The organism is Streptomyces sp. WM6386 (assembly GCF_000972385.1).
GTDB lineage: Bacteria > Actinomycetota > Actinomycetes > Streptomycetales > Streptomycetaceae > Streptomyces.
This window is the reverse complement of record NZ_JXTE01000187.1, coordinates 1-1376: the sequence shown is the minus strand read 5'-3', so window position 1 is coordinate 1376 and position 1376 is coordinate 1. Positions and strand designations below refer to the sequence as shown.

The 1376-nt window shown below is 68.7% G+C and carries 2 protein-coding genes; one reads left to right on the top strand and one right to left on the bottom strand.

The features are described 5' to 3' along the window. Window positions 1–600: hemerythrin domain-containing protein (locus TN53_RS40600; protein WP_063776298.1), on the bottom strand; the 600-nt coding region annotated here is incomplete at its 3' end. A 255-nt stretch (window positions 601–855) separates the two neighbouring features. Here TN53_RS40600 and TN53_RS40595 point away from each other — a divergent pair. After that, a partial coding sequence (locus TN53_RS40595) for a sigma-70 family RNA polymerase sigma factor (RefSeq protein WP_046263896.1) occupies window positions 856–1376 on the top strand: 521 nt, incomplete at its 3' end.

Sequence of the window (1376 nt, the reverse complement as noted above, 5' to 3'; positions counted from 1 at the left end):
CTCCCAGAAGAGCTTGTTGAGGACCTTCACCGGTGCGGGCATGGTGTCCAGGAACGCCTTGCGATCGGTGGCGTTCTGTTCGTCGGTGATCCAGGGGAAGTAGACGGCCGCGCCCTTGGGGCCCTGCTTGCGGGCCATCGCGCCGCGGAAGGCGTCCCAGTCCTTGGTGGTGCAGGCGTCCTGGATGGGCGGGAGCGCCTCGCTCTCCTCGTGCTTCATGTGGTCGCCGAGGACCCGGATGAGTTCGGCGACGCGGTCGGCGAGGTCGGGGGCGTTGCGGGTCAGGCCGTCGTCGACGGAGGCGAGCACCGGGTCCAGCTGGGCGTGCTCGGCCTCCATCTCGTCGAGCAGTTTCTGGTCGGCGGGCCGGCCGGCGACGGCGGCCGCGACGCGCGGCCACAGGTCGGAGTCCTCGACGGTGTGGTGCACATGCAGCTGGTGTTTGAAGTTCGCCCAGCCGTCGCGTACCTCCGGGGACTGGGAGCGGCCCGCGGCGACCGCCGCGGCGAGCCGCCTCATGTCGCGCCGGAACGCGTCGTGCGTGGCGTACATGACGGCGAAGTTGATCGGGGCCTGCTGTGCGACTGCCATGGTGTGCATGCCTTTCTTGTGTGACCGGTCGCGGCCGGTCGGCGGATGGGGTAACTCGCTGTCGCGAGTGGGGAGTTCGGCCTTTTGCGGCCGAGCTCCCCACGCCCCGCGGCCCGGGATGCCCTCGTGAATGAGAGGGATCGGCCATGGCCGGATGTGACACGAACCGCCACCTTTGTGATCTGAATCACATTCGTGGGGGTGATGTCACATTTCCCGGACGCAAGCCGTCTCGGGTGTGAGCTCGTCACAGGGAGGTGCACCATGTCCGACAGCCAGCCAGGCGACCGCACGGCCGGTTCCGTCGAAGCCTCGACGGAGGTCTTCGTCGGCTACCGCGAGTTGCTGTTCTCGATCGTCTACAACCTGCTCGGCACCGTCGCCGACACCGACGACGTGCTCCAGGAGACCTGGTTGTCGTGGTCGGCGAAGAAGAGCCGCTCCCCGCACGAGGAGATCGACAACCCGCGGGCCTATCTCGTACGGATCGCGGTCAACCACGCGCTCGCCCGCAAGGCCGCCATCAAGCGACGCCGTGAGACGTACGTGGGTCCCTGGCTGCCGGAACCGCTGGTGAGCCGGGGCTCCGAAGAGGAGCCGGTCGCCGAGCCCTCGCACCGGGCGCTGCAGAGCGAGTCGGTGTCGATGGCGCTGATGGTGGTCCTGGAGACGCTCTCCCCGCTGGAGCGGGCGGTGTTCGTGCTGCACGACGTGTTCGGCTACGCGCACGCCGAGATCGCGGGCATCCTCGACCGCAACCCCTCCTCGGTGCGCCAGCTGGCCCA